General features: G+C 71.8%; 16 protein-coding genes and 1 pseudogene. 8 read left to right on the forward strand and 9 right to left on the reverse strand.

Annotated features, from left to right (window positions below):
- Window positions 1-152 precede the first annotated feature (152 nt).
- The 4 genes from ACFYOH_RS11990 to ACFYOH_RS12005 are packed head-to-tail and all read left to right on the forward strand — an operon-like array spanning window position 153 to window position 3,695.
- Window positions 153-1,262: an aliphatic sulfonate ABC transporter substrate-binding protein gene (locus tag ACFYOH_RS11990; protein ID WP_388624184.1), complete on the forward strand. Its 1,110-nt coding sequence runs from the start codon at window positions 153-155 to the stop codon at window positions 1,260-1,262.
- Window positions 1,263-1,274: 12 nt separating this feature from the next.
- A complete protein-coding gene (locus ACFYOH_RS11995) occupies window positions 1,275-2,078 on the forward strand; it encodes an ABC transporter ATP-binding protein (protein ID WP_388624186.1) in 804 nt (267 codons plus the stop codon).
- The gene (locus tag ACFYOH_RS12000) at window positions 2,065-2,949 is read left to right on the forward strand and encodes an ABC transporter permease (RefSeq protein ID WP_388624189.1); all 885 of its coding nucleotides are present in this window, start codon (window positions 2,065-2,067) and stop codon (window positions 2,947-2,949) included. The genes ACFYOH_RS11995 and ACFYOH_RS12000 overlap by 14 nt, the downstream gene beginning before the upstream one ends.
- Window positions 2,950-2,957: 8 nt before the next feature.
- Window positions 2,958-3,695 (forward strand): sirohydrochlorin chelatase, encoded by a 738-nt coding sequence (locus tag ACFYOH_RS12005; protein WP_388624191.1) that lies wholly within the window; start codon window positions 2,958-2,960, stop codon window positions 3,693-3,695.
- Window positions 3,696-3,717: 22 nt separating this feature from the next.
- On the opposite strand, the gene ACFYOH_RS12010 is transcribed toward ACFYOH_RS12005, so the two are convergent.
- The 5 genes from ACFYOH_RS12010 to ACFYOH_RS12030 all read right to left on the reverse strand — a co-directional run bounded on the left by ACFYOH_RS12010 (window position 3,718) and on the right by ACFYOH_RS12030 (window position 7,629).
- Window positions 3,718-4,026, reverse strand: coding sequence for a hypothetical protein (locus tag ACFYOH_RS12010; protein ID WP_388624194.1), 309 nt, complete (start codon window positions 4,024-4,026; stop codon window positions 3,718-3,720).
- Window positions 4,027-4,616: 590 nt separating this feature from the next.
- Complete coding sequence (locus ACFYOH_RS12015; protein ID WP_388624196.1) at window positions 4,617-5,252, reverse strand: DsbA family protein; 636 nt, start codon at window positions 5,250-5,252, stop codon at window positions 4,617-4,619.
- Between the two features lie 55 nt (window positions 5,253-5,307).
- Complete coding sequence (locus ACFYOH_RS12020; protein ID WP_388624199.1) at window positions 5,308-5,925, reverse strand: hypothetical protein; 618 nt, start codon at window positions 5,923-5,925, stop codon at window positions 5,308-5,310.
- A 61-nt stretch (window positions 5,926-5,986) separates the two neighbouring features.
- On the reverse strand, window positions 5,987-7,030 hold the full coding sequence (locus ACFYOH_RS12025) for a ketopantoate reductase family protein (protein WP_388624958.1): 1,044 nt from the start codon (window positions 7,028-7,030) through the stop codon (window positions 5,987-5,989).
- A gap of 47 nt (window positions 7,031-7,077) precedes the next feature.
- Complete coding sequence (locus tag ACFYOH_RS12030; protein ID WP_388624201.1) at window positions 7,078-7,629, reverse strand: DUF1697 domain-containing protein; 552 nt, start codon at window positions 7,627-7,629, stop codon at window positions 7,078-7,080.
- A 410-nt stretch (window positions 7,630-8,039) separates the two neighbouring features.
- Between ACFYOH_RS12030 and ACFYOH_RS12035 the strand changes: the two genes are divergently transcribed.
- Window positions 8,040-10,298, forward strand: a complete 2,259-nt coding sequence (locus ACFYOH_RS12035; RefSeq protein ID WP_388624204.1) for an MMPL family transporter — start codon at window positions 8,040-8,042, stop codon at window positions 10,296-10,298.
- Window positions 10,299-10,627: 329 nt separating this feature from the next.
- The gene (locus ACFYOH_RS12040) at window positions 10,628-11,491 is read left to right on the forward strand and encodes a phosphotransferase enzyme family protein (protein ID WP_388624207.1); all 864 of its coding nucleotides are present in this window, start codon (window positions 10,628-10,630) and stop codon (window positions 11,489-11,491) included.
- A gap of 27 nt (window positions 11,492-11,518) precedes the next feature.
- Here the strand turns inward: ACFYOH_RS12040 and ACFYOH_RS12045 are convergent, their stop codons facing one another.
- The 4 genes and pseudogenes from ACFYOH_RS12045 to ACFYOH_RS12060 form a co-directional block, all read right to left on the reverse strand.
- Window positions 11,519-12,244: a 3'-5' exonuclease gene (locus ACFYOH_RS12045; protein ID WP_388624209.1), complete on the reverse strand. Its 726-nt coding sequence runs from the start codon at window positions 12,242-12,244 to the stop codon at window positions 11,519-11,521.
- Window positions 12,245-12,348: 104 nt separating this feature from the next.
- Window positions 12,349-13,587: an SAV2148 family HEPN domain-containing protein gene (locus ACFYOH_RS12050; RefSeq protein ID WP_388624212.1), complete on the reverse strand. Its 1,239-nt coding sequence runs from the start codon at window positions 13,585-13,587 to the stop codon at window positions 12,349-12,351.
- Window positions 13,588-13,703: 116 nt separating this feature from the next.
- Window positions 13,704-15,023 (reverse strand): copper amine oxidase, encoded by a 1,320-nt coding sequence (locus ACFYOH_RS12055; RefSeq protein WP_388624215.1) that lies wholly within the window; start codon window positions 15,021-15,023, stop codon window positions 13,704-13,706.
- 48 nt (window positions 15,024-15,071) lie between these two features.
- Window positions 15,072-15,853, reverse strand: a pseudogene (locus ACFYOH_RS12060) (Tat pathway signal sequence domain protein).
- Window positions 15,854-16,049: 196 nt separating this feature from the next.
- On the opposite strand from ACFYOH_RS12060, the gene glgX reads away from it, so the two are divergent.
- On the forward strand, window positions 16,050-18,161 hold the full coding sequence (gene glgX, locus ACFYOH_RS12065; protein WP_388624218.1) for a glycogen debranching protein GlgX: 2,112 nt from the start codon (window positions 16,050-16,052) through the stop codon (window positions 18,159-18,161).
- Between the two features lie 177 nt (window positions 18,162-18,338).
- Window positions 18,339-20,714 (forward strand): malto-oligosyltrehalose synthase, encoded by a 2,376-nt coding sequence (treY, locus tag ACFYOH_RS12070; RefSeq protein ID WP_388624221.1) that lies wholly within the window; start codon window positions 18,339-18,341, stop codon window positions 20,712-20,714.
- Window positions 20,715-20,716: the final 2 nt, after the last annotated feature.

The following is a 20,716-nucleotide window of genomic DNA, read 5'->3' on the forward strand; positions in this document are numbered from 1 at the left end:
CAGCGGGCAGGGCGGGGTGGCGCGATGTGTGTGCTGACGTACGCGCACCGCTTGCGCGCCCTCACCCCCTACCGCCGTAGACGAAGACCTGCCGACCTCCCGGCCACGACCTGAGAGACGTGACCGCCGGGCCAACGAGAGGAACCCCTCCCGTGCCTGCCAACCGCTCGAAGCTTTTCCGAGGCGGCATAGCCGCGCTCGCCGCACTCCCCCTCCTCACGCTGGCCGCCTGCGGCTACGGCTCCCAGGCCAAGAGCGACGACACCACCAAGGTCGCCGCCGGCGCGAAGAAGATCGACGGACTCGACTCCGTCAAGATCGGCTACTTCGGCAACCTGACCCACTCGACCGCGCTGGTCGGCCGGGAACAGGGCCTGTTCCAGAAGGAACTGGGCGCCACCAAGGCGGACTACGCCACCTTCAACGCCGGTCCGTCCGAGATCGAGGCGCTCAGCTCCGGTTCCATCGACATCGGCTGGATCGGCCCCTCCCCCGCGATCAACGGCTACACCAAGTCGAACGGCAAGAGCCTGAAGATCATCGGTGGTTCGGCCTCCGGCGGGGTGAAGCTGGTCGTGAACCCGAAGAAGATCTCGTCCCTCAAGGACGTCAAGGGCAAGCGGATCGCGACCCCGCAGCTGGGCAACACGCAGGACGTGGCGTTCCTCAACTGGGCCGCCGAGCAGGGCTGGAAGGTCGACGCGCAGAGCGGCAAGGGTGACGTCACGGTCGTCCGCAGCGACAACAAGGTCACCCCGGGCGCGTTCAAGGCCGGCTCGGTCGACGGCGCCTGGGTGCCGGAGCCGACCGCGTCCAAGCTGGTCGCCGAGGGCGGCAAGGTGCTGCTGGACGAGTCGGCGCTGTGGCCGGACAAGAAGTTCGTGATCACGAACATCATCGTGCGGCAGGCCTTCCTGAAGGAGCACCCGAAGGCGGTCGAGGCGGTGCTGAAGGCCTCGGTCGAGGCCAACAAGTGGATCAACGCCAACCCGGACCAGGCGAAGGCCGCGGCGAACAAGCAGCTTGAGGCGGACTCCGGCAAGGCGCTGCCGGCGAACGTCCTGGACCCGGCGTGGAAGTCCATCCAGTTCACCGACGACCCGCTGGCCGCCACCCTCAGCACCGAGGCGGCGCACGCGGTCAAGGCCGGACTGCTGGACAAGCCGAACCTCGATGGCATCTACGACCTGACGATCCTCAACAAGGTCCTCAAGGCTTCAGGTGACAGCCCGGTCGACGCGGCCGGTCTCGGCACCAGCTGACGCCTGTTCCCGATGAGTTCCCAGGAGGTGACGACCATGGCGACAACCCTGGCCAAGGCCGCTGAGTCGGTCGACTACGCCGCACGCCTCGAGCATGTCTCGAAGTCCTTCGCGACACCCGGCGGGCAGCAGCTCGTCCTGGACGACATCAGCATCGATGTCGCGCCCGGCGAGTTCGTCACCCTCCTGGGGGCCTCGGGCTGCGGCAAGTCCACGCTGCTCAACCTGGTGGCGGGCCTGGACCGGCCCACCGCCGGGTTCATCACCACGGACGGGCGCCCGGCCCTGATGTTCCAGGAGCACGCCCTGTTCCCGTGGCTGACCGCGGGCAAGAACATCGAACTCGCGCTGAAGGTCAGGGGGGTTGCCAAGCCCGAGCGGCGCGGCAAGGCCGAGGAGCTGCTGGAACTCGTCCGGCTGAAGGGCGCGTACGGCAAGCGCGTCCACGAACTGTCCGGCGGTATGCGGCAGCGGGTGGCGATGGCCCGCGCGCTGGCACAGGAGAGCAGTCTGCTGCTGATGGACGAGCCGTTCGCGGCGCTCGACGCCATCACCCGGGACGTGCTGCACGACGAGCTGACCCGCATCTGGTCGGAGACCGGGCTGTCCGTGCTGTTCGTGACGCACAACGTGCGCGAGGCGGTGCGGCTCGCGCAGCGTGTCGTACTGCTGTCCTCCCGTCCGGGCCGCATCGCCCGGGAGTGGGAGGTCGACATTCCGCAGCCGCGCCGCATCGAGGACGCGCCCGTGGCGGAACTGTCCCTGGAGATCACCGAAGTACTGCGTGGGGAGATCCGCCGCCATGGCCAGCACTGAGACGACGACCTCTCCCGAGACGGGGAGCGTGGAGGCGGGCCTCGACGCGCTGGAGACCGCGCAGCAGGGCCGTACGCCGTTCCGCAAGACCCTCGTCGACAAGATCGTCCCGCCGACCACCGCGATCGTCGTGGTCCTGGTGGTCTGGCAGGGTCTGATCGCCCTGAAGATCGTCGACGATCCGACCAAGCTGCCGTCCCCGTCGGCCGTCTGGCAGGCGGTCCGGAAGGACTGGCTGGAGGGCAATCTCCTCGGTTACATCTGGACCAGCATCTCGCGCGGTCTGCTCGGCTTCTGCTTCGCCCTGCTGATCGGCACCCCGCTGGGCCTGCTGGTGGCGCGGGTGAAGTTCGTGCGCGCGGCCATCGGCCCGATCCTGTCCGGTCTGCAGTCGCTGCCGTCGGTGGCATGGGTGCCGCCCGCGGTGATCTGGCTGGGCCTGAACAACTCGATGATGTACGCGGTGATCCTGCTCGGTGCCGTGCCGTCCATCGCCAACGGTCTGGTGTCCGGCGTGGACCAGGTGCCGCCGCTGTTCCTGCGGGCGGGCCGCACGATGGGCGCCACGGGTCTGAAGGGCACCTGGCACGTCACCCTGCCGGCCGCCCTGCCCGGGTATGTGGCGGGCATGAAGCAGGGCTGGGCCTTCTCCTGGCGCTCCCTGATGGCCGCGGAGATCATCGCGAACTTCCCCGACCTGGGCACGGGGCTCGGCCAGCTGCTGGAGAACGCCCGCACCGCCGGCGACATGGCCATGGTGTTCGAGGCCATCCTGCTCATCCTGTTCGTCGGCATCGCCGTCGACCTGCTGATCTTCAGCCCGCTGGAGCGGTGGGTGCTGCGCAGCCGCGGCCTGCTGGTGAAGGGCTGAGGCACGACATGCACGACTCGGTCCTGCTCGTCATCGCCCACGGCAGCCGCGACCCGCGGCACGCCCAGGCCGTGCACGCCCTCGTGGAACGGGTACGGTCGCAGCGGCCGGGGCTGCGCGTGGAGACCGGCTTCCTGGACTTCAACGTCCCCTCGGTTCCCGGGGTGCTGGAGTCACTCGCGGCGCAGGGAGTCCGGGACGTCGTCGCCCTGCCGCTGCTGCTGACCCGCGCCTTCCACGCCAAGGCCGACATCCCCGCGGTGCTGCGGGAGGCGCCGGCCCGGCTGCGGATCCGGCAGGCGGATGTGCTCGGTCCGTCACCCCTGCTGCTGTCGGCGCTGGAACGGCGGCTGTACGAGGCGGGGTTGACGCCCGCCGACAAGTCCTCGACCGGGGTCGTGCTGGCCTCGGCGGGGTCCACCGACCCGGAGGCGATCGCAGTGATCGCCGACATCGCGCGGGAGTGGTGGCACACCGGTTGGTGCGCCGTGCGGCCTGCGTTCGCCTCCGCATCTCTCCCCCGCACGGAGGACGCCGTACGGGAGCTGCGCTCCCTCGGCTGTGAGCGGGTCGCCGTCGCGCCGTACGTCCTGGCCCCCGGCTTTCTGCCGGACCGCATCGCGCGGGGCGCGGCCGGGGCGGACGTACGGGCGGACGTGCTGGGTCCGGCGCCGGAGGTGGCGCGGGTGCTGCTGGAGCGCTACGACGCGGCACGCCGGCCGGCGCTGACGGCCCTGGGCGCCTGACCGTTCCCCGGCTCTTCCGGGGTCACAGGTCGAGCGCGTGCAGGAGGTGCTGGGTGAAGGTGAGGCTGGCGGTGCCCGCGCCCGCCGTGATGGCGACGTTCTCCAGTGCCGTGCGGATACGGCCCCGGTTGGGCGGCAGGCCGTCCTCCGCGGACAGCGCCAGCTCCGCCTGGACGACCTCCCCGTTCCCGGCGATCCGCGGGTACTCGGCCCGGAGTGCCTCGGTGAGCCGGTCGGCCACCGCCATGAGGGTTTCGAGGTCGGGGGTGCCGTTCCTGGGGTCGATACGGGCGAAATCGATGGGCCCGTTCCCGAAGTTGTAGGTGCTCATGTCCTGTCCTCGCTTGTGATCCGAAGGAGCCTTCGGGGATGGGGGCTACGGCTTCGGCGCGGGCGACCAGGCTCTGGTTGCCGAAGTTGCCGGTGCGGCTGAGGTTACCGACGTCGAGTAGGCCGAAAATCGCCACCCATCCGGATGACCGGTGTCCCTTGACCGGGCTCCGGAGGGCGACGTGGGCGGTCTCCGGCGACCGGGTCGCCGCGGTGGGCGAGGACGTCGCCGGGGCACACCGGGGCGCCCGGTCGCCGGGGCGCTCCCTCCCCGCGGTGCCGCACCGGGGCCGGCGACCGGCTGCCCGCGCGGTACGGGGGCAGTGCCCGCGATGCTCTGCCCTTCACGCTCATCCGTCCCCTCGCCCCTTCCGGCCGTCTGCGCGCTTCACCCTAGGGACAACGGGACGAGTTTGTCGCGAGGTTCGGTGAGGGCTGGCCCTGGGGGACGGGCATGTGGTAGAGGGCCGCCGGGGTCCGGCGCTCCCCTGTGACGTCGGACCGCGGCGGCTCTTGGTTCTGCGTCGATCCCGACCCGCGTGTCACAGTCGACGGGGGCGAGCGATGCATATCGGCCAAGCCGGTTCCTGGTCAGTCGAAGCGGAGGGCTCCGGTGCGGGTGCGCTTGAGTTCGAACAGGTCGGGGTGGCGGGCCAACGCTTGGAAGCTGTCGAAGAGTTCGGCCGCCTCCTCGCCTCGCGGGACGGCGCGCAGCACGGGACCGAACCACACCGTGCCGTCGACGTGCAGGGTCGGCGTGCCCACGTAGCCGCCCGTCTCCGGCTCGGCGCCGGCCACGTGACTTCGCCGCACCGCCTGGTCGTACGACGGGTCGTGGGCTGCGGCCGACAGGTCGGCGGGGAGCCCGAGTTCGGCCAGCGCCTCGGTGACCACCCGGTCGAAGTCCTCGATGCGGCCTTCGTGGATCCGGGTGCCGAACGCCGTGTACAGGTCGCGCAGCACCTTGTCGCCGTGCCGTTCGGCGGCGGCCACGGCGACCCGTACCGGGCCGATCGAGCGGTCCACCAAGTCCCGGTACCAGTCAGGGAGTTCGTTGCCGATGTTGTGCAGGTACAGGCTCATCACCCGGAACCGGAGGTCGAGCGGGCGCAGGCGCTCGACCTCCAGCAGCCAGCGGGAGGTGATCCAAGCGAAGGGGCAGGCCGGGTCGAAGAAGAAGTCGACCCGGGTCGGGGCGGACTCGGTGGCGGTGTCGCGGTGCGTCATGCCAGTGACCCTAGGGCCGCATTGGTGCACTGTCCCGGCCCAATTCCCTCTCATTTCACTGGTCCAATTCTGCGTCGGCGCCCCCGGCCCCGGTCCGCCCCGGGTCGACCGCCGCGATCTCCGTCGCGCGCAGGCGTTCGGGTTCCGCCACGACGTCGATCCGGGCGATCCGGGCGTCCGCGCCGAAGGCGAAGGCCCGGACCAGCCGGAGCCGCCCCCGCTCCGCCATGACCAGGACGAACTCGCCGTCGAGCAGGGCGAGTCCGGTGAGCTGGGCGCGCGCCACGGCGGCCATCGCACCCTGGGCGACGGGTGCGGCGCCCCGCACGGTGATCGGTTCGGGGGTGGGTACGACCAGCGCGTCGGCGTGCAGCACCACGTCCGGGTCGAGCAGCGCGACCAGGGCCGTGAAGCCGCCGCCGCGGGTGGCGGCCAGGAACGCGTCGACGGCCCGGCGACGGCGTACGGCGGCGGCGGGCGCGGCCGGCCGGCTCTGGACACGGCGCCGGGCCCGGCCGGCGAGCTGCCGGGCGGCGGCCTCGGCGGCCGAGCCGAGCAGCCGGTGGGCCACGGCCGTGAGATGCCGCCGGTCCGCCTCGAACCGCTCCGCGAGCCGCCGCCCCGTGTCCTCCGTGACGTCGTCCGCGCCGGTCCCGCCCAGGACGTCGTCCACCGTTCCCCCGTCCCTCTCCCTTACGCTCCAGGTCCTACGAAACGCCGAACCGCTCGGAAGATCAACTGCCGTGCGGTGCACCGGCGTCGGCCGCCACCGCACCCTCGGCCGCGTCGGCCCTGCGCACCAGTTCCGCGACCGGCATCGACCCGGCGGCCCGGCGCTCCCGTGCGAACCGGTCGGCGAGCCGCTGGAGCAGTTCGTTCAGCGGCGTCGGTACGCCGTGCAGCCGGCCGAGGAGCACGATCTCCCCGTTGAGGTAGTCGGCCTCGATGGTGCCGGTGCCCCGGACGAGGGACTGCCAGGAGGAACCGCCGCCGCGCGGGGCCCCGTCCAGCGGCACCAGGGTGACCTTGTCGCCGCGGGCCGCGCGCTGCTCCTCCAGGCTCGTGTACGCGATCCCTGCGGCGTCCAGCACGGCCTCCCCCTCGGCCCGCACGCGCTTGTACAGCGCCTGGGCGGCCCCGGTGTCGCGGGTTCCGGTCAGCGCCTCGACGGCGTTGCTCAGGTTCGCGAGCAGCTTGGCGTACTGCCAGCGGGCCACGTCGGGCACCACCGGCGCCTCGAAGTGGGAGGCCTCCAGGTCGGCGGCGATCCGGTGGGCGGTGTCGTCGGTGCCGTGCGGGAGGCGCCCGAGGTGGAGGATGCCGGTGAGCGGAGTGCCCGCGGCGGAGACGACGCCGGGCTCCACGAAGGTCGAGGGCAACCAGACACAGACGCCGTACACATGACGGAAGCGGCGCAGCGCGAGCCGTCCGCCCTCGACTCCGTTCTGCAGCAGGACGAGCGGCAGCCGCTCGGCCGCGGTGCCCCCGCCGGCCACGGGCACGTCGCCCCAGGTGTCCAGGACGGCCAGGGCGTCCTGGGTCTTCACGGCGAGCACGAGAACGTCGTCGGGGCGCAGTTCGCCGAGCGGACCCGGCCCGTCGACGGCCGTCAGCCGGTACGTCAACTCGCCTTCCGGCACCCGCAGTCGCAGCCCCCGCTCCGCCAGTGCCGCCAGATGCTTGCCGCGTGCCACGAGGACGACCTCACGCCCGGCCTGGGCCAGCCGTCCGCCCACGGTCCCGCCGACCGCTCCGGCCCCGATGATGATGTAGCGAATGGGGTAGAGCCTCGCACAGGCGTACGCGGCCCTTCCGATGCGGTCCATCACGCTCCCGGAGCGGTCAACTCGACCAGTTTGACCACCGTGTTCCAGTTCCGGCTCGTGGCGATCAGGCTCTTGGTCCGGGGGCGGCGGGACAGTACCTCGGCGAGCTTGGAGCGGCCGAGGCCCTCGGGGGCGTACAGGTACAGGCAGCGGTCGCCGAGGCGGAACTCCTCGGGGAGATGGACGGCGGGATCGATGTCCGCGAAGCGGTCCGGGGTGACCGGTGCGGAGAAGTACGTGACGTGCAGCTGCTTGGGCGCCAGGTCGGCGGCCGGGAACGGGCAGGCCTCGGCGACCGCCTTCAGATAGGCGTGGTCGCGCACGATCACGTCGACCGGAAAGCCGAACCGCTCCTCGATCGCCCGGCTCAGCTCCGCCGCGAGCGACTCCTCGTCGCCGTGACCGGCGGTGAACACGGCCTGGCCGCTCTGCAGATGGGTCCGTACGCCGGTGTGGCCGAGGCCGGTCAGCAGCGTACGGAGGTCGGCCATCGGCAGCTTCTTGCTGCCGCCGACGTTGATTCCGCGCAACAGCGCCGCGTAGGTCGTCATCCGGCCAGCTTAGAGCGGCCGTCGTGCCCCGTGGGGGTGGGCACGACGGCCGGGCCCGCACAGGGCGGGGCTGCGCGAAACTCTCGCTGATCGGCGGGCGGCGGATCAACCTCTACACGCAGCTGTGACTTGTTCAACAAGGTTTCGCAATCACAAACCGCCGCGCCGGCGGCAGAACGGACAACCCATGTCCGGCGGTGAGCGGGACAGGCCGGTGAACCCCTAGACGCACCCCCGAGAAGTGCGGATAGGTGTAAGGGGCCGCTGTCCTCCCCAGTGCTGACCGGCGGGTCGCCGAGTTCACCGGGCAGCACGAGGAGACGCGTTTATCCGGCTCATACGGTCGTACCGGAGCAAGCGCAGACGTGGCGGCAGGGGGCCGCCACCGCACACGAGGGGTAGGACCCGCGATGGGGAACAGGGACGTGCCGGTGCGGGGGCTGGCCGCCCGCGCCGGTGGCTGGAGCGCCCGGCACCGCTGGGCGGCCGTCGGCATTTGGGTGTTGTTCGTCGTGCTGGCCATGGGGCTGGGCTCGGCGGCGGGCCGGGTCGACGTCGACGAGAACAACCAGCTCAAGGGCGAGACGCACACCGCCGCCCAGATCATCGACGACGCGGGGATCAAGGAGCCGGCCGGTGAGACCGTCCTGATCCAGTCCAAGGACACCGGCGTCACGGCGACCGGCACCGAGTTCCACAAGGCCGTCGCCGACGTGGTGAAGGCGGTCGAGGGCACCGGGAAGGTCACGGCCGTGACCTCGCCGTACGACACGCACACCATCTCCCGGGACGGCCGCAGCGCGCTGGTGCAGTTCGACATGCGCGGTGACGCCAAGACGGCCGTCGACCGGATCGAGCCGGTGCTGAACGCGGTCGCCGGGGTGCAGAAGGCGCATGACTCGCTGCGGATCGAGGAGATCGGCGGCGCCAGCATGCAGAAGCAGTACAAGGACGCCTTCGGGAACGACTTCAAGCAGGCCGAGTACTCGGCGGTGCCGGTGGCCCTCGGCATCCTGCTGATCGCTTTCGGGGCGCTGGTGGCCGCGCTGCTGCCGGTGGCCCTCGCGATCACCGCGATCATGGCGACGATGGGTCTGATGGGCCTCGTCAGCCATCTGCAGCCGATGAGCGACACCGCCAACTCCGTGATGCTGCTGGTCGGTATGGCCGTCGGCGTGGACTACTGCCTGTTCTATCTGCGCCGTGAGCGCGAGGAGCGGCAGGCCGGCCGGGACGCGGGCACCGCTCTGCGGATCGCCGCCGCCACCAGCGGCCGGGCGGTCATCGTCTCCGGGGTCACGGTGTGCGTGGCGATGGCGGGCATGCTCTTCACCGGGCTCGCCCAGTTCGAGGCGATGGGCCTGGCCTCGCTGATGGTGGTCGCGGTCGCCATGGTCGGGTCGGTGACGGTCCTGCCGGCGCTGCTGTCGCTGCTCGGCGAGCGGGTAGAGAAGGGCAAGATCCCGTTCCTGAGCCGCCGCGACCGGAGCCGGAAGCGGGCCGCGGGCGAGGGCAGCCGGGTGTGGACCGCCGTCCTGCGCGCGGTGCTGGCCAGGCCGCTGGTCTCCGTCGTCGTGGCGGCCGGTGCGCTGCTGGCTGTGACGGCGCCCGCGCTCGGCATGAAGACCCAACAGCTCACCCTGGACCAGGAGTTCGGAAAGTCGCTGCCGATCGTGCAGACGTACAACCGCATCAACGACGCCTTCCCGGGCGGCAGTGAGCCGGCCCAGGTCGTCGTCAAGGCCAGGGACATCAACGCACCCGAGGTGCGGCAAGCGCTGGCCGACTTCAAGAAGGAGGCGATCGCCTCCGGCGCCTCGCGCGGCCCGGTCGACATCCGGGTGCACGACGCGCAGAACGTCGCCCTGGTCTCCGTGCCGCTGGTCGGCGGCTCCGACATGGACCGGGCGGTCAAGAGCCTGGACAAGCTGCGCGAGGAGGTACGGCCCGACACGCTCGGCAAGGTGGCCGGCCTGCAGGCGCCGGTCACCGGGCAGGTGGCCGGCAACCACGACTTCAACGACCAGCTGCTCGGCTCCGTCGTCCCGGTCTTCGCCTTCGTGATCGCGTTCGCCTTCCTGCTGATGCTGCTGTCGTTCCGCTCGCTGACCGTGGCCATCACCTCGATCGTGCTCAACCTGCTGTCGGTGGGCGCCGCGTACGGCATCCTCGTCGCCGTCTTCCAGCACGGCTGGGGTGCCTCGCTGGTGGGCGCGGCGGGGGTCGGCGCGATCGTGACCTGGCTGCCGCTGTTCCTGTTCGTGATCCTGTTCGGGCTGTCGATGGACTACCACGTGTTCGTGGTGTCCCGGATCCGCGAGGCCCGCATGAACGGCCGTACGACGAAGGACGCGATCCGGCACGGCGTGGTGACCACGGCCGGCGTCGTCACCAGCGCCGCGGTCATCATGGTCGCCGTGTTCGCGATCTTCGGCACGCTGTCGATGCAGTCCATGAAGCAGATGGGAGTGGGCCTGGCCGCGGCGGTCCTCATCGACGCGACGGTCATCCGCGGTGTGCTACTGCCGGCCGTGATGGCCCTGCTCGGCGAGCGCAACTGGTACCTGCCGAGGTGGCTCCACTGGCTGCCGGACCTGACGCACGACGAGACGCCGGCCGCGGTTGCTTCCCCGCCGGCGCGCGAGGAGGGGGAGCGGCTGCCGGTCTGATCCGGCGAGCCGGATGGGCGCCTACCCGACGGGCGGTTGAGAGCGCGCGGGTGCGGGGGCGCGGGGAGCTGGTCGCACAGTTCCCCGCGCCCCTTCGGGCGCTGCTCCCCCGTACGAAGCGGCAGTTCGGCCTCGATCGGGTCCCCGCGCCTCAGGTGCCGCATCCAGGGCCGGCGGGAGCCCGGGCGGTGACGGGTCGCGGTCGGCCGACCTGGGCGAATGCGAGACTGGCCGGAGCGACCCGCCCGGCACCGGCATGCGTCCGGCACCCGCACGGCGGCGGCCGGGTCCGCTCAAGGCACGGGACGACAGTGGGGCACGGAGGCACGATGGACGAGGCACGGGCACGGGACGTACTGGCCGCGGCGGGAGTGCTGCCGGGCCGCGCCCGGGACGCGGCTCTCCTCGCCCTCGGGGAGAACGCGGTGTTCGCCGCCGGTGATCTGGTGGTGAAGGTGGGCCGCGACGCCGAGCTGCTCGACCGGGCCCGGCGCGAGCTGGACATCGCCGGCTGGCTGGCCGAGGCCGGCGTGCCGGCGGTACGGGCGGCCGAGCCGAAGCCGCGGCTGGTCGAGGGCCACCCGGTGACGGTGTGGCACCGGCTGCCCGACCCCGTACGGCCCGCCGAGCCGCGGGACCTCGCGAGGCTGCTGCGGATGGTGCACGCACTTCCCTCTCCACCCTTCGCTCTGCCGCCCCGCGAACTGCTGGGCGGTGTGGAGCGCTGGCTGCGGCTCGCGGGCGACGCGATCGACCCCGAGGACGCCGCCTGTCTCCGCGCGCGCCGGGACGGGTTCGCGACGGCCGCGGCCGCGCTGACGCCCCATCTGCCGCCGGGGCCGATCCACGGGGACGCGCTGCCCCGCAATGTGCACATCGGCCCGGACGGGCCGGTCCTGGTCGACCTGGAGACCTTCTCCGCCGACCTGCGCGAGCACGACCTGGTGGTCATGGCCCTCTCCCGCGACCGGTACGGGCTGCCCGCCGAGGCCTACGACTCGTTCACCGAGGCGTACGGGTGGGACGTGCGGGAGTGGGACGGGTGCGGGATGCTGCGCGGGGCCCGGGAGACGGCCAGTTGTGCCTGGGTGGCCCAGCATGCGCCGAGCAATCCGAAGGCACTGGCTGAGTTCCGGCGGCGGGTGGGGTCGTTGCGAGATGGGGACGAGACGGTGCGCTGGTACCCGTTCTGAGGCTGTTTCGCGCCCCTGAGGGGCGGGCTAAGCGGGCTGGCTCTGGGTCAGCTCCCGCAGCGGCCACGCCCCGTCCACCACCGCCCCCGCCTCCCCCTTGCGGCGCAGGAACGCCTGGAAGTCCGCCGCCCACTCCGCATACCACTCGATCTGCCGCTGGTGCAGGTCGGCCGGAGCCAGGGACGCGATCTTCGGATGGCGGTCGGCTATCGCGGACGCGAGGCGCGCGGCGGCGAGGGCGTCGGCCGGGGCCGTGTGGGCCGCGTCGAGGACTATGCCGTACTCGGCGCAGACCGCTTCCAGGTTCCGTTTGCCACGGCGGTAGCGGTCGACCCAGCGGTCGATGGTGTAGGGGTCGACGACCGGGGCGGGGGCGGCGCCGCCCAGGCGGTCGGCCAGGGACGGCAGGGCGTGGCGGCGCAGCTCGGCGGAGAGCAGGGTGAGGTCGAACGCGGCGTTGTAGGCGACGACCGGGACGCCCGCCTTCCAGTACCCCACCAGGACGTCGGCGATGGAGTCGGCCACCTGGTCGGCCGGACGGCCCTCGGCCGTCGCCCGCTCGTTGCTGATGCCGTGCACCGCCACCGCGTCCGCCGGGATCTCCACGCCCGGATCGGCCAGCCATTCCCGGCGTCCCATGGGCTCACCGGCCCTGACCTCGATCACCGCGCCGGTGACGATGCGCGCCTCCCGCGGATCGGTCCCGGTCGTCTCCAGGTCGAAGCCGATCAGCAGCTCCCGGTGCCAGCCCATGGGCGGCCCCCCCCTTCTTGGTGGTGCTTTCCCCCAGTGGCCTCCACCCTCGCACGCGGCACTGACAATCAGGGGATCGCGTTCCGCTTGCGCCGGCGGACAGTTCAGGACACGGGGCGCGAATCCGCCCAGGCGAGCTCGAACTCCTCGCGGTATGTCGGGAAGAGACCCGCTTCACCCACGTCGTCCGACTTGACCAGCTTGCCGCCGTTGCGCAGCACCAGTACCGGCGACTCCATCCCCCGCGCGCCTCGCAGATAGGACTGCACCACGCCGATGCCGTCGGCGCCGTCGGCGTCCACCAGGTAGGCGGTGAAGCGCGGCGTCTCGTCGTAGACCTGGATCTCGAAGGCACCCGGGTCGCGCAGCCGGGCGCGGACCCGGCGCATGTGCAGGATGTTCATCTCGACGGACCGGCTCAGTTCACCCCGTTTCATCCCGAGTTCGCGCTCGCGGCGCTTGACCGAGCTGGAGGCGGGGTTGAGGAAGAGCAGCCGTACCCGGCAGCCGGTCTCGGCGAGCCGGACCAGACGGCGGCCGGAGAAGTTCTGCACGAGCAGGTTCAGGCCGATGCCGATGGCGTCGAGCCGGCGGGCGCCGCCGAACAGGTCCTCGGCGGGAAACTGGCGCATCAGCCGCACCCGGTCGGGGTGGACCGCGACGACATCCGCGTACCGGTCGCCGACCAGGTCCTCGACCGCGTCCACGGGCAGCCGGCGCGCCGAGGGGACGTCACCGCCCGCGCCGAGCGTCTCCAGCAGCCGCGCGGAGGCGCGCTCGGCCTGGCTCAGGACCGCCTCGGACAGCGCCCGGTTGCGGGAGACGACATTGCGGGTCACCTCCAGCTCGTCCAGGGCGAGTTCGAGGTCGCGGCGCTCGTCGAAGTACGGCTCGAAGCACGGCCAGTGCTGCACCATCAGTTCGCGCAGCTGGGGAAGGGTGAGGAAGCTGAGCACATTGTCGTCGGCCGGGTCGAGCAAGTAGCCCTTTCGACGGCTGACCTCACGGACGGCGACCGCGCGCTGCACCCATTCCTGCCCGGCCGGGCCGGCCGCGGCGACCACCCAGTCGTCCCCGTGGACGGGTTCGTAGATGGGCCGCAGTACGGCGGCCACGACCGCGCGCAGCCGCTGCTCGACGAGGTTCAGCCAGATGTAGGCCCGGCCGGCCCGCTGGGCGCGGGTGCGCACCTCGCGCCAGGCGTCGGCGTCCCAGTCCAGCTCCGGCCCGATGGACCCCGCGTCCATCGGGCGGGCCAGGGACACCGCGCCGGGCGGGACGTCTGTGGAGTTCCCCTCGTGACCCTCGTCACCAGGGGGCAGCTCCAGGCCTCCCGAGCCCACCCGCGCACCGCCTTCCGATCCCCCGGGCCTTTCCCGTCTCAACGATCAAGGAAGGGTACTCCGCGAGGGGTGGGCGGTGCAGCCGGATGGACAGGTCGGTTTCCCGGTTGTTCTCGTCAACTGCGCGGTTCCCAATGACCGTTCTGCCATGCCAGGTCACCCGGAGTGAGCGGATTCATAGCGGTCTCGTCCCGGGGGGCGATGGCGAAGCCCTGCCAGTGCACCGGCATGGGCTGCTGGTCCTCGTCCCGCGCGATGTGGTGAAAACCGACATTCATCCAGATCACCGGGTGGGTCAGGGTCTGTCCGCCGACCCATCGGTCGACGGATGCGGGGTGCCCGCGGTCGAACTTCGGGTTGTTGCTGGCGAACAGTTCGCAGGGGTTGTACTCGGTGACGTAGAGGTCGTGCCCGGTGAAGCCGCGGCCGGGGTATTTGGTGGTGGGTCCGGGGACGATCTCGTACGAACGTGCGTGCCCGTCCTTGTTCTTGCCGGTCGCGCTGACCACCCGCCACCAGCGGTAGTCCTTCAGGTCGCCGGCGAGCTCCCTGCCCACCTCGGTGCGCGCGGTCCTCGTGGTGGGGCCCTGCTGTCCGCCGGTGCGCGGGCTGACTGTCGAGTCGTACTGCTCGACCTTCGTCTTCGACGAGCCATCGAGGCCGAAGTCCAGCCGCCAGAAGACGTTGTGGCTGTGGCTGGTGGCATAGGCCCTGGCGCCCTTGCCGATGGGCCAGCCGCGTCCGTCGCCGGAGTCGTAGTCGTCCCAGGAGAGGCTGCCCGTCGCGCCGACGTTCATGGCGATCAGGCCGTCGTCCTGGAAGCGCCACTCGGTGATGTACTCGTACCAGCCGACCTGGTTGTCTGTGTAGACGAGGAAGTCCTGGCCCTGGGCCTGGTGGACCTTGTCGGTGCCGAAGTCGTGCATGCGGTAGGCGTGGCCGCGGGCACGGGTGGTCGTGCACAGTCCCTTGACGTCGGGGTGCTGGGGGTCCACGGCGTCGGGGACCTGGACGGTCTTGATGGTGCCGCCGGGGCATTCGGCGGGCGACAGGTTCTGCAGCGACTGGGCGAAGTCCTCGTCCGTCAGGTCGCTGTACTCGTTCTTGCCGTCGTCGTAGGGGACATGGATCTGGGCGAGTCGGGCGCTGTTCAGGACCTTGATGGGCTTCGGTTCGCCCTTGGGCTGGTAGCTGATGTCCTCCAGGACGAGACCGGCCTTGCTGTCGTAGTGCCAGCACATGCGCCAGGTCGTGCCGCCGGAGAGCTTCTGCTCGATCCGATAGGCGGGGCTGCAGTCGGCGGCGGGCGCGGCGGCGGCCGTTGCCGGCCGGGCGGCGGCCGGTCCGGCGGCGGTCGTCGCGCCGGCGGCCAGCGCGGCCACGGTCAGACCGACGGCCGCGGCTCCGCGGGCCCGGCGGGTTCCGTACTCGGGCATGACGAAATGGCTCCCTGTCAGGAGATACAGGTCTGGGGAAACGTGCGGTCAGCCGCGGTCGAGGGCCGCGACCTTGCGCGCACTCAGGTCGATCACCAGAGACCTGGTGTCGATCCACGGGCCGTTCCTGACCATGGTGAACAGCCGGACGCACCGGTGCAGACCGCACTGGCCGAGGACCGCCGGCCGGGCGCCGGGAGCGGCCCGGTAGATGCCGCCGCTCAGCAGCAACTGGTCCGGGGAGGTGAGCTGCTTGCCGGTGGCGTCCCTGTAGTCCGCCTTCAGACCCGCGCCGAGCGGGGAGGCGATCAGAAGCCGGGCTGCCTCGGTGTTCTCGTCCCGGCTCGGCGGCGGCTGGACGCCGCGCTGGGTGCCGGCCCGCTCGACCTTGCCGGTGTCCAGGTCGACGGTCCTGGTGACGAGGGTGTCGTTCCTGTAGTCGTAGAAGGCGATGTCGGCCCGTCGCGGCGCGTGCGGGTCGTCCGCCTCGCCGGGCTCGGGTTCGGCGAGGTCGACGCTCAGGCGCTGCGGTCCGCGGCCGCCGTCGACGTTCTCGCCCGTGGTCAGCAGCTGCTGGTTCAGGGCTGCCTTCCCGGCCCGCCGGATCTCGTCGTCGGTGAGCGGATCCCGGCCGGTGCCCCTGCCGCGCTCGGGGGGCGCCTGTTCGACGACCCCGGGCCGGACCGCGCACCGGCGCCTCGCGCGCCCGCCGGGGTGTCGGCCCCCGCCGTGCCCGGCAGGGTGATGGCGACCATCGCGGCGGTCCCCACCGTCGCGAGGGCCACTCCCGCCACCAACTTGCCCAGATGGCGATGCACTGTCTCACGCACATTGTCCCCCTGCTCCCCGCGGTGCTCCGGGAGTACGTGTTGCCCCACTGGTTCGGCACACGGCCGGTAGGAGAGCCGCCGTGTGCGCCGGTCGGTGGGTAAGAGGGACGCAAGACACGTGAGGTTCCGTCGATTCGGGGCGACTCGGGCGCAAACGCGGCCCCGGGGCGGCGGCACACCTGGGAGAGTCATAGCCATGCAGGTCTGGCCTGGACAGGCGTATCCGCTCGGCGCCACCTATGACGGCGCCGGAACCAACTTCGCGGTCTTCACGGAGGCCGCGGACCGAGTAGAGCTGTGTCTGCTGCACGACGACGGCTCGGAGACGGCGGTGGAACTCCGCGAGACCGACGCGTTCGTGCGGCACGCGTACGTGCCGGGCGTGATGCCGGGGCAGCGGTACGGGTTCCGGGTGCACGGCCCGTACGACCCCGGGCGCGGACTGCGCTGCAACTCCGCGAAGCTGCTGCTCGACCCGTACGCGAAGGCGGTCAGCGGGACGGTCCGGTGGGGCGAGGAGGTGTACGGCTACCACTTCGGCGCTCCGGACAGCCGCAACGACCTGGACTCGGCCCCGCACACCATGGCCTCGGTGGTGATCAACCCCTACTTCGACTGGGGCGACGACCGGCCACCGCGCACCGAGTACCACCACACGGTGATCTACGAGGCCCATGTCAAGGGCCTGAGCATGCGTCATCCCGGACTGCCGGAGGAGCTGCGCGGCACGTACGCGGCGCTGGCGCATCCGGCGCTGATCGAGCACCTGACCAAGCTCGGGGTGACGGCCCTGGAGCTGATGCCGGTCCACCAGTTCGTGCACGACCACCGGCTGGTCGACATGGGACTGAGCAACTACTGGGGCTACAACACCATCGGCTTCTTCGCCCCGCACAACGCGTACGCCTCCTGGGGCGACCGCGGCCAGCAGGTGCTGGAGTTCAAGTCGGCGGTCCGGGCGCTGCACGAGGCCGGGATCGAGGTCATCCTGGACGTCGTCTACAACCACACCGCCGAGGGCAACCATCTGGGCCCGACGCTGTCCTTCAAGGGCATCGACAACCGGCAGTACTACCGCCTCACCGAAGACCCCCGCTACTACATGGACACCACGGGCACCGGGAACTCGCTGCTCATGCGGTCCCCGCACGTGCTCCAGCTGATCATGGACTCGCTGCGGTACTGGGTCACCGAGATGCACGTCGACGGGTTCCGCTTCGACCTCGCGGCGACCCTGGCCCGGCAGTTCCACGAGGTGGACCGGCTGTCGTCGTTCTTCGACCTGGTGCAGCAGGACCCGGTGGTCTCGCAGGTGAAGCTGATCGCGGAGCCCTGGGACGTGGGTGAGGGCGGCTACCAGGTGGGCAACTTCCCGCCGCTGTGGACCGAGTGGAACGGCAAGTACCGGGACACCGTGCGGGACCTGTGGCGGGGCGAGCCGCGGGCGCTGGCGGAGTTCGCGTCCCGGCTGACCGGATCGTCCGATCTGTACCAGGACGACGGACGCCGGCCGCTGGCCTCGATCAATTTCGTGACCTGCCACGACGGCTTCACGCTGCACGACCTGGTCTCGTACAACGACAAGCACAACGCGGCCAACGGCGAGGACAACAGGGACGGCGAGAGCCACAACCGGTCCTGGAACTGCGGGGCGGAGGGTGAGACCGACGACCCGGACGTGCTCGCGCTGCGCGCCCGGCAGATGCGGAACTTCATCGCCACCCTGATGCTGTCCCAGGGCGTGCCGATGATCAGCCACGGCGACGAGTTCGCCCGCACCCAGCAGGGCAACAACAACGCCTACTGCCAGGACAGCGAGCTGTCGTGGGTGCACTGGCCGGAGGAGCCGGAGAGCGACCTGCTGGAGTTCACGCGCGCGATGGTGTGGCTGCGCCGCGACCACCCGGCCTTCCGCAGGCGCCGTTTCTTCCACGGCCGCCCGGTGGAGGGCACCCACGACGAGCTGTCCGACATCGCCTGGTTCACTCCGGAGGGCGCGGAGATGACCCAGCGGGACTGGGACTCGGCGCGGGCGTCCGCGCTGTCGGTGTTCCTGAACGGCAACGCGATCTCCGAGCCCGGCCCGCGCGGGGAGCGCATCACCGACGACTCCTTCCTGCTGATGTTCAACGCCTCCCCGGGGCCGCTGGACTTCCTGGTGCCGGTCAACCACGGCAGGCAGTGGCAGGTCATCGTCGACACGGCCCGTCCGGACGGGGTGCCACCGGGATCCGGGCCGAAGGTCGGCGCGGGCGACCGGCTCACCCTGCCCGACCGCAGCCTGACGGTGCTGCAGCGGCCGACGTAGCCGGGGTCCGCGCGCGGCGGCAGCCCCCGTCGGCGGGGCTGCCTGTCCGGTACGCGTGCGTGGAGGACGTTTTCGCCGCGTCGGCCTGAAGGGGCGAGCATGAGCCGTTCGGGGCGAGCATGGGTCCGTTCGGGGGCCGATGACACGAAAGGCGGCGGGCTGGGTACGTAGGTTTCCATGACTTCTGCGCGACTCGCACCGGAGGTGCCCACCGCCACCTACCGGCTGCAGCTCCAGCCCGCGTTCCCGTTCGCCGCCGCCGCGGCGGCCGTACCGTACCTGGCGTCGCTCGGCGTCTCGCATCTGCATCTGTCCCCCGTCCTGGAGGCCGTGCCCGGCTCGCTGCACGGCTACGACGTGGTGGACCACGCGCGCGTACGCGAGGAACTGGGCGGTGAGGAGGGTCTGCGGTCGCTGGCGCGGACCGCGCGGCAGCACGGTCTGGGCCTGGTGGCCGACATCGTGCCGAACCACATGGCCGTGGTGCCCCGGCACAACCACGCCCTGTGGGAGGTGCTGCGCGAGGGCCCCGACTCGCCGTACGCCCGGTGGTTCGACATCGACTGGGAGGCGCAGGACGGACGGCTGCTGCTGCCGGTGCTCGGCGGTCCGGTCGGCTCGCAGCTGGAGCACCTCGTGGTGGACGGCGACGTGCTGCGCTACCACGAGCACGCCTTCCCGCTGCGCGAGGGCACCCACGGCCTGCCGCTGCCGGAGCTGCTGGACGCCCAGTGGTACCGCCCGGTGTGGTGGCGGCTGGCCCGCACCGAGCTGAACTACCGGCGGTTCTTCAGCATCTCGGAGCTGATCGGGCTGCGCGTGGAGGACCCGGAGGTGTTCCAGGCCACCCACGCCAAGATCCTCCAGCTGCTGCACGAGGGCGTGCTCGACGGGCTGCGCGTCGACCACCCCGACGGGCTCGCCGATCCCGACGCCTACCTCGCGCGGCTGCACGAGGCGACCGGCGGGCGCTGGACCGTGGTGGAGAAGATCCTCGCCGAAGGCGAACGGCTGCCGGCGTCCTGGCCCGTCGCGGGCACCACCGGCTACGACGCCCTGCGCCAGGTCGACGGCCTGTTCACCGACCAGACGGGGGCGTACGAACTGCTGGGCCGCTACCGGGCGTTCGCGGCGCCGCAGACGGACCGGGGCGGCAACTGGGAGGCGACGGCACGGCGGGCCGCCTACAAGGTGCTCACGCACGAGCTGGCCACCGAGGCCGACCGGCTCACCCGGGTGGCCACCCGGCTGTGCGCGTCCTCGCCGGATCTCGGCCTGCGCGACCGGGCTCCCTGGGCGCTGCGCACGGCCGTGGAGGAGCTGCTGGTGCGGATGCGGGTGTACCGGCCGTACGCCTCCGGTGACGCGGCCGCCGTCGTAACCGAGGACGCCGCCGAGGAAGCCCGGCTCGCGTTCGTGGTGCCCGAGGAGGCGGAGGCCGTCGGCATCGTGCGCCGGCTGCTGGTCGAGCCCCCCGGTGACCCGTCGGCGCCGGACCACGCCGACCGGGTGGAGTTCCGCACCCGGTTCGCGCAGACCGCGTCGGCGCTGCGCGCCAAGTCGGTGGAGGACACGGCGTTCTACCGCTATGTGCCGCTGCTGTCGGCGACCGAGGTGGGCGGCGATCCGGGCCGGCCGGGGGTGTCCCCGGAGGACTTCCACGCGTACTGCGCGCGCGTGCAGCGCGACTGGCCGGCCACCGGCACGGTGGTCTCCACGCACGACACCAAGCGCAGCGCCGACGTACGCGCGGCGCTGGCCGTGCTCACCGAGTGCCCCGGCCGGTGGGCGGAGCTGCTGGCCGAGGTGAACCGGCCCGAGGAGGGCGTGGGCGTCCCGGACGGCCAGCTGGCCTGGGCGGCCTGGCAGACGGTGTTCGGGCTGGGGCCCGCCGAGGAGGAGCGGGTGCAGCAGGCGCTGCTGAAGCATGTGCGCGAGGCGGGGATGTACACCAGCTGGACGGAGCAGGAGCCGCCGTACGAGGAGGCGGTGGCCTCGTTCGTCGCGGCCGGGCCGTGCGGGCCGCCGGGCGAGCGCGTGGCGGCCTTCCGCAAGGCGCTGGAGCCGCACATCCGGGCCAATGTGCTCGGCACCGCCCTGGTCCATCTGACGATGCCCGGGGTGCCGGACGTGTACCAGGGCACGGAGGGCGAGTACCGGGCTCTGGTGGACCCGGACAACCGGCGTCCGGTGGCGTTCCCGCCCGAGGTGCCCGGCGAGAAGGACGCCCTGACGGCGGCGGCGCTGCGGCTGCGCGCCCGCCGTCCCGGCGCCTTCGGCGCGGCGGCCTCGTACGATCCGCTGACCGCCGAGGGCCCGGCGGCCGGGCACTGTGTGGCGTTCGCGCGCTCCGGCGAGGTGGTGACGGCGGTGACCCGGCTGTCGCTGCGGCTCGCGGAGGCGGGCGGCTGGCGGGAGACCCGGCTGGCACTGCCGCCCGGACGGTGGGCGGACGTGCTGGCCCCGGAGCGGGAGTTCACCGGCGACGCGCGCGTGGCGGACCTTTTCGACCGGTTGCCGGTGGCGTTGCTGGAGCGGGTCGCCGAGGAGTGAGC

This window comes from Streptomyces sp. NPDC007856 (assembly GCF_042868225.1).
Taxonomy (GTDB): domain Bacteria; phylum Actinomycetota; class Actinomycetes; order Streptomycetales; family Streptomycetaceae; genus Streptomyces.

What these genes read in the sequence shown, in the direction of transcription:
- ACFYOH_RS11995 (WP_388624186.1), top strand. Translation starts at nt 1,275, where the DNA reads ATGAGTTCCCAGGAGGTGACGACCATGGCGACAACCCTGGCCAAGGCC.
- ACFYOH_RS12000 (WP_388624189.1), top strand. Translation starts at nt 2,065, where the DNA reads ATGGCCAGCACTGAGACGACGACCTCTCCCGAGACGGGGAGCGTGGAG.
- ACFYOH_RS12005 (WP_388624191.1), top strand. Translation starts at nt 2,958, where the DNA reads ATGCACGACTCGGTCCTGCTCGTCATCGCCCACGGCAGCCGCGACCCG.
- ACFYOH_RS12010 (WP_388624194.1), bottom strand. Translation starts at nt 4,026, where the DNA reads ATGAGCACCTACAACTTCGGGAACGGGCCCATCGATTTCGCCCGTATC.
- ACFYOH_RS12015 (WP_388624196.1), bottom strand. Translation starts at nt 5,252, where the DNA reads ATGACGCACCGCGACACCGCCACCGAGTCCGCCCCGACCCGGGTCGAC.
- ACFYOH_RS12030 (WP_388624201.1), bottom strand. Translation starts at nt 7,629, where the DNA reads ATGACGACCTACGCGGCGCTGTTGCGCGGAATCAACGTCGGCGGCAGC.
- ACFYOH_RS12035 (WP_388624204.1), top strand. Translation starts at nt 8,040, where the DNA reads ATGGGGAACAGGGACGTGCCGGTGCGGGGGCTGGCCGCCCGCGCCGGT.
- ACFYOH_RS12040 (WP_388624207.1), top strand. Translation starts at nt 10,628, where the DNA reads ATGGACGAGGCACGGGCACGGGACGTACTGGCCGCGGCGGGAGTGCTG.
- ACFYOH_RS12045 (WP_388624209.1), bottom strand. Translation starts at nt 12,244, where the DNA reads ATGGGCTGGCACCGGGAGCTGCTGATCGGCTTCGACCTGGAGACGACC.
- ACFYOH_RS12055 (WP_388624215.1), bottom strand. Translation starts at nt 15,023, where the DNA reads ATGCCCGAGTACGGAACCCGCCGGGCCCGCGGAGCCGCGGCCGTCGGT.
- glgX (WP_388624218.1), top strand. Translation starts at nt 16,050, where the DNA reads ATGCAGGTCTGGCCTGGACAGGCGTATCCGCTCGGCGCCACCTATGAC.
- treY (WP_388624221.1), top strand. Translation starts at nt 18,339, where the DNA reads ATGACTTCTGCGCGACTCGCACCGGAGGTGCCCACCGCCACCTACCGG.